Genomic DNA, 7,167 nt, shown 5'->3' with positions numbered 1-7,167 from the left:
TAATTATATAATTTAAGTTAGTAAAAAATTTAAGTTTTAATTATTAAATTTAGTTTTCTTTTTAAAATAACAGATACATCTGATAAGGGGGTGTAAATTTAAAAAGAGAAGAGATTAGAGATTAGAGAGTATAGATAACTAAAAAATTAGGAGGGAATTTCGAGTATGCAAAAAAAATTAGTAGTATTTTTAACTTTATTATTAGTAGTTTCAGTATTTTCCGTAGCAGGTGCACAGGAAGTTAAAAACCCTAACACATTTACCTATGTGACAATTGGTGATCAGAGCACATTAGATCCACATTTTGCTTATGATACCGGTAGTTCCGAATTGATTTATCAAGTTTATGAAACTTTAATTGATTATGAAGGTTCAAGTGTACAGGATTTTGTACCACTTTTATCTACAGAGGTCCCAAGTTTTGAAAATGGATTGATTTCTGAAGATGGTACAGACTATACCTTTGTAATTAGAGAGGGAGTAGAATTTAGTAATGGTAATCCTCTAACTGCAGAAGATGTTAAATACAGTTTCTTACGTGGTATGATAATGGATCGTTCCGGAGGACCAATCTGGATGTTATATGAGCCACTATTTGGTGCTGGTTATGCTGGTTTAGCTGATGTTACTGCAGATGTAGTAGGTGTAGAAGATCCAAAGCAGTTAACTGATGAGCAGGCTGCAGAAGTATTAGCTGTACTTAAAGAAAAAATTACAGTTGATGGCAATAAGGTAACATTTCATTTAGCAGCTCCTTATCCACCATTCTTAAATATTGTAGCTAAAGGTGCTTCCTGGGGTTCAATTCTGGATAAAGAATGGTCAATTGAGCAGGGTGCCTGGGATGGAACAGCTACTGATATCGTTGCAAGTCATGATCCAGTAAAAGAAGAAGATCCACTATTCGATAAAATGCTGGGTACTGGTCCATTTATCTTAACCGAATGGGTTAATGGTGACCATGTAGTATTTAGACGTAATGATAATTACTGGGGAGAGTTAGCTAACTTTAAAACAGCAATCATCAGAAATGTTGATGAATGGTCAACCCGTAAGTTAATGTTATTGCGTGGAGATGCTGATATGATTTATGCTCCAACTCAGTATAGATCTCAGGTTGAAGGAGAAGAAGGAGTAGTAGTTACAACCGGTATTCCAGTGCTTCAGAATATGAACATGGTATTTAACTGGGAGATTACTACAGAAGGTAACAATTATATCGGTAGTGGTAAATTAGATGGAAAAGGAATACCCTCTAATTTCTTTGCTGATGAAGATGTAAGAAAGGCATTCAGTTATTCATTTAACTATCAGGCTTTCTTAGAGCAGGTAAGAATGGGTGAAGCAATTCAGTTGAGAGGTCCAATAGTAGATCCTCTATTAGGTTATAATGAAAACTCAGATGTTTACAGTCTCGATTTAGAAAAAGCTGAAGAGCATTTCCGAAAAGCTTTCGGTGGAGAACTCTGGGAAAAAGGATTTACAATGGACTTAGTATATAACAGTGGTAATGATCCTAGAAAAACTGCTGCTGATATGCTAAAGAGTTACATTGAAAGAATTAATCCTAAATTCAACATTAATGTTCGCGGTGTACAGTGGTCAACCTATCTTGATGCATCTGTAAGAGGTACTTTACCTGCATCATTTGGTGGTTGGTTAGCAGACTTCCCGGATCCACATAACTTTGTTCAGCCTTTCTTAGATAGTGCTGGCTATTATGCTGGAAGACGTGGAGATGCTTATAAAAAATGGGCAGAAGAAGTGGGAATAAATGATTTAATTTCTGAAGGTATTTCTACTACTGATACTGCCAGACGTAAGGAAATTTATACTCAGTTACAGCAGATGTCAATTGACCACGCTATTGACCTCTGGATTGATCAGCCAACAGGATCTAATACAAGAAGAACCTGGGTTGAAGGCTGGTATCCTAATGCTATGCGTCCAGGTGTTGACTTCTACTCAATGGATAAAGTAGCTCAATAAGTGCTGGTTAAATAGATAAATATAGAAATTAGTCAGGGAGGGAGACCTCCCTGCTAATTATGTTAGGGAAAGAATTTGGAGTAGATTAATATTTAAGGAAGGAGAGTTATGAGTTGGTAAATTATATTATTAGACGTTTTTTAATACTTCCTTTTATACTGTTTGGAGTTACAGTACTTGTATTTTCAATGATAATGATGCTTGGACCTTATCAAAGACTAAGCACTTATATCAATGACCCCGCACAGTTAAAAGGAGGAGATTTGGATGAGTTAGTTGCGAAGCATGGTCTTGATGATCCATGGTACGAACAGTATGGACGATGGATAGGAGGAGTTCTACAGGGTGATTTTGGCTGGTCAGAATCAGCCGGGCAGCCTGTTACGGAAGCTATTTTTAGCCGTTTTCCTGCTACACTGGAGCTGGCTTTGTTTGCTGTGATACCGGTTGTAATGGGAGGTATCTGGCTGGGAGTGCTCTCGGCGGTACATCATAATCAAAAATTTGATCATATAATTCGAATTGTTTCTACAGTAGGCTGGTCATTTCCAACCTTTGTTTTTGGTTTAATGGTTCTAATGGTTTTTTATGGAATGTTAGGCTGGTTCCCACCCGGAAGACTTGGAGCTGATGCAGCTGCTGTTGTTAGATCTGCAGAATTTATTCAGTATACAGGTTTAAATGTACTGGATGGAATTTTAAATTTAGAGTTTAGTGTAGTTGTTGATGCATTTAGACATTTAATTGGTCCGATTGTTACTCTGGCAATTGTCTGGTGGTCATATATTTTACGTATTACACGCTCTAGTATGTTAGAAACTTTACGTAAAGATTATATTAGAACTGCAAGAGCAAAGGGTGTAGCAGAAAAATTTGTTATTAATAAACATGCAAGAAGAAATGCCTTAATCCCTGTTGTTACAGTTGCTGGACCTATGGTACTGGGCCTCTTAGGAGGAGTTGTTATAGTAGAGTCTGTATTTGGCTATAGAGGTATCGGTCAGTATGCTGCTCAGGCTGCTCAACAACTTGATTATTCGGGTATTTTAGGTGTTGCAATGTACTTTAGTTTCTTATTAATCTTGATCAACTTAATTGTAGATGTTTCTTATGCTGTAATTGACCCACGGATTAGATTGGAGTGATGGTAAGTGGAGTGGAAAGAAATTTTCGGTAGGTTATTAACAAATAAGTTATCTTTATTTGGACTTATAATAATATTATTTTTCGTACTTGTTGCTGTTTTTGCACCTTTTTTAGCACCACCTAGGTCACCAGAGGATGCATATGAGATTCCAAGAGCTGGTTGGCAGGTAGAACCACAGCCTCCGCGAGAGGGTTATCCTTTTGGAACTGCTCAGGGATCATATGATATTTTCTATGGTATGGTCTGGGGAACCAGAACAGCTTTTAGAATTGGTATAATAGTCGTTGGTTTAAGTTCCTTTATTGGGATTAGTATTGGTACAATTTCTGCCTATTATGGTGGAAAAATTGATGAATTTTTCATGAGGATCACAGATGTCTTTATGTCGATTCCTTTTTTAGTTGCGGCAATGGTTTTAACAACTATTTTAGGTAAGGGTTTAGATAATGTTATGATCGCTTTAGTAACATTTGGCTGGATGTCAACAGCCCGTTTAATGCGGTCACAGGTTTTAGAAATAAAAAATGAAGAATTTGTACAGGCATCAATTGCCCTTGGTGCTAAGGATCATAGGATTATATTTAAGCATATAATTGCTAACTGTATTTTTCCAGTTTTAATCCAGGCTTTTATGAGAATGGGTTCTATGGTTATTACTGCATCTGCCTTAAGTTTCTTAGGTGTAGGTGCTCCAGAGGGATATGCTGACTGGGGACAGATGATCACTTTTGCTCGTGACTGGATTCTTGGAGGTCAGGGATCTGCTCTCAAGTACTGGTATACTGTTGTGATTCCAGGTGCTGCAATTATGTTCTTCAGTCTTTCCTGGAACCTGCTTGGTGATGCATTCCGTGATATTTTAGATCCAAAATTAAAGTAATTGCTCATATTTTTAAATTAAGAGGGTAGGTGAATTTTTTGAGTAAAGAAGCATTAGTAGAAGTTAAGAATTTAAAAACATATTTCTATACAGAAGAAGGAGTAGTTAAGGCGGTAGATGGTGTTGATTATGAGATCTATCCTGGCGAAACTCTAGGTATTGTAGGTGAATCCGGCTGTGGTAAAAGTGTTACCTCTTTATCAATTATGAGGCTTGTTGAATCACCTCCAGGCAGAATAGAAGCTGGAGAAATAAATTTTGGCGGCAGAGATTTAACCAAAATTACTGAAAAAGAAATGAGAAAAATTCGCGGTAATGATATCTCAATGATCTTCCAGGAACCGATGACTTCTTTAAATCCTGTTTATACGGTTGGAGATCAGATTATGGAAGCAATTATGCTTCATAAAAAAGTTGATAGAAAAGAAGCCAGACGCCAGGCAATTGATATGCTGACCAAGGTAGGTATTCCTCTACCTGAACAGAGAGTAGACGAATATCCCCACCAGTTATCTGGAGGTATGAGGCAGCGGGTGATGATTGCGATGGCTTTAAGCTGTGATCCTCAGTTATTGATCGCTGATGAGCCAACAACCGCTTTAGATGTAACAATTCAGGCTCAGATCTTAGAGCTAATGAACTCTTTAAAAGAAAGTTACGGCATGTCAATTATGATGATTACTCATGATTTAGGGGTAATTGCTGAAGTTTCAGATAGAGTAGCAGTAATGTATGCAGGTAAGGTAGTAGAATATACAGATGTAGATACACTATTTGAAGATCCAAAACATCCATATACCTGGGGCTTGATGAACTCAATTCCTAAATTAGATAAAGATGTTGATAGATTAGAAGCAATTCCAGGTAGTGTACCTTCTCCACTTAACTTTCCAGAGGGCTGTAAGTTCAATACCCGCTGTCCTTTAGCTGAGGGTAAGTGTTTCGACGAAGAGCCCCCCTTAGAAGAAGCAGCAGCAGGTCATAAAGTACGCTGCTGGAGATATGAAGATTTAGAAGAGATCAAAAAGCGTGGAGAAAGAATTTATGAGGATCGGGGTGTTCAGAAATAATGGCTGAGAATTTATTAGAAGTTAAAAACTTAAAAAAATATTTCCCAGTTAAAGCAGGAGTGTTTAAAAGAACAGTAGCTCATGTAAAAGCTGTTGATGATATTTCCTTTGCAGTAAAAGAAGGAGAAACACTCGGTCTGGTAGGAGAATCAGGTTGTGGAAAGTCAACAACTGGTAGAACAATCCTTCGCTTATTAGAAGCAACGGAAGGTAAAGTTATTTTTGATGGTAAAAGTATAATGGACCTTGATAAAAAAGAAATGCGGGAAGTTAGACGAGATATGCAGATTATTTTTCAGGATCCCTATGCTTCTTTAAATCCTCGGATGACAGTTGCTGATATAGTTGGTGAGCCTTTAGACATTCACAAGCTTGCCAAAAACAAACAGGAAAGAAATGAAAAGGTTAAAGAGATTCTGGAAAATGTAGGTCTTGGTGAAGAATACATGAACCGCTATCCTCACGAATTTAGTGGTGGACAGCGTCAGCGTATTGGTGTAGCCAGAGCTCTGGCAGTAGATCCAAAACTTATCATCGCTGATGAGCCGGTTTCTGCACTTGATGTGTCAGTTCAGGCACAGGTTGTAAACCTGCTGCAGGATTTACAGAAAGAGTATGGTCTTACCTATCTCTTTATAGCTCATGACTTAAGTGTTGTAAAACATATCAGTGATCGGGTAGCAGTAATGTATCTTGGTAAAATTGTTGAGTTGACTGATAAAAAGGAACTATTTAAAAATCCTATTCATCCTTATACTCAATCACTTTTATCTGCTATTCCAGAGGCAGATCCGAAAAAGAAAAAGGATAGAATTGTACTTGAGGGAGATGTACCTTCACCGGTAGATCCGCCTTCAGGCTGTAGATTCCATCCCCGCTGTCCTAAAGCTTTTGAGCCCTGTTCTGTAAAAGAACCGGAGTTCAAAGAATATGGAGACGGTCACTTTGCGGCCTGTCATTTATTAGATAAATAATTTTAATCATTAGAGCTCAAAATTAATCCCTGTCTGCTAATTAGACTAGCAGCCAGGGATTTTCTTATTTTTGCAGAATAAATAAAATAAGAAATTAAAATTTAAGTAAAATAAAGAGGGGTCGAATCATGAAATATTATAAAACATTATTAATTACAATCCTTATTTTATTTATATTTAACTTTACCATTCACGCAGTTAATTATGGGGGAGAACTGAAGCTTAGATTTCAGCAGCTGCCAATAGAGTTAAATCCAATCTATGCAGCTAATGAGACTGAACAAATTATTATCAGGCAAATTTTTGACAGTTTAGTAGAGTTAAATGATAAAGGAGAATTAACTACTCATTTAGCAGAATCCTGGGAAGTTGAGGAAGAAGGCCGTTTGTTTACTTTTAAATTAAGAGAAGAGGTTTATTTTCATCCTTATCAAATTGCTGGAGAGCCAGTGCCTTTATCAGCTAGAAGAGTAATGGCAGAAGACTGGAAATGGTCATTTGAATATTTAGCTTCTCCAGAAAATAAATCGCCATATGCTCAGCTGTTTAGTAAAGTAAAGGGTTATGATGATTACAGGCAGGGAGAAAGTAAAGAAATAACGGGAATAAGGGTTTTAGACAATTATCAGCTGCAGATTGAATTAACAGAATCTTATGCACCATTTATTTATAATTTAACAAAAACTGCAGCAGCTGTGATGCCTAAAAATGCAGTTTTGAATAAAGATAATTTCTCTATAATTCCAACTGGGACTGGAGCTTTTAAAATTAATGATTTTTCTAAAGCCCAGGTCAATTTAGTCAAAAATAATAACTACTGGAAGAATAATTATCAGGAAGAAGTATTACCTTATTTGGAACAGATACAAATAAATTTTCCAACCAAAAATGAAGAAAAAAGAAATTATCAGCAATATGATATCTATCAATTAAATGCAGAGTCATATAGATATTTTAGGGATAATGAAATACATGATGATTATCAGCTCCAAAAAATTCCGCAGGATATTTATTATTTTCTGGCGTATAATTATAGCAGTTCTAAACAATTTAATTCTGACTCCGCAAATATTCGAAATGGTATAAGGCTGTCTCTTATACACATCT

General features: G+C 36.6%; 6 protein-coding genes. All 6 read left to right on the top strand.

Going from position 1 to position 7,167, the window contains the following annotated elements:
• Positions 1-165: 165 nt before the first annotated feature.
• Positions 166-1,989, top strand: coding sequence for an ABC transporter substrate-binding protein (locus CI949_RS14405; RefSeq protein WP_133531378.1), 1,824 nt, complete (start codon positions 166-168; stop codon positions 1,987-1,989).
• A gap of 113 nt (positions 1,990-2,102) precedes the next feature.
• On the top strand, positions 2,103-3,134 hold the full coding sequence (locus CI949_RS14400) for an ABC transporter permease (RefSeq protein ID WP_133531377.1): 1,032 nt from the start codon (positions 2,103-2,105) through the stop codon (positions 3,132-3,134).
• Positions 3,135-3,140: 6 nt separating this feature from the next.
• The gene (locus CI949_RS14395; protein ID WP_133531376.1) at positions 3,141-4,016 is read left to right on the top strand and encodes an ABC transporter permease; all 876 of its coding nucleotides are present in this window, start codon (positions 3,141-3,143) and stop codon (positions 4,014-4,016) included.
• A gap of 38 nt (positions 4,017-4,054) precedes the next feature.
• The gene (locus CI949_RS14390) at positions 4,055-5,086 is read left to right on the top strand and encodes an ABC transporter ATP-binding protein (protein WP_290767542.1); all 1,032 of its coding nucleotides are present in this window, start codon (positions 4,055-4,057) and stop codon (positions 5,084-5,086) included.
• On the top strand, positions 5,086-6,060 hold the full coding sequence (locus CI949_RS14385; protein WP_290767540.1) for an ABC transporter ATP-binding protein: 975 nt from the start codon (positions 5,086-5,088) through the stop codon (positions 6,058-6,060). Before CI949_RS14390 ends, CI949_RS14385 begins: the two co-directional genes overlap by 1 nt.
• Before the next feature lie 128 nt (positions 6,061-6,188).
• Positions 6,189-7,167: ABC transporter substrate-binding protein (locus CI949_RS14380; RefSeq protein ID WP_290767538.1), on the top strand; the 979-nt coding region annotated here is incomplete at its 3' end.

The sequence above is a fragment of the Halanaerobium sp. genome (assembly GCF_003070835.1).
This window is presented reverse-complemented; position numbering and strand designations above follow the sequence as displayed.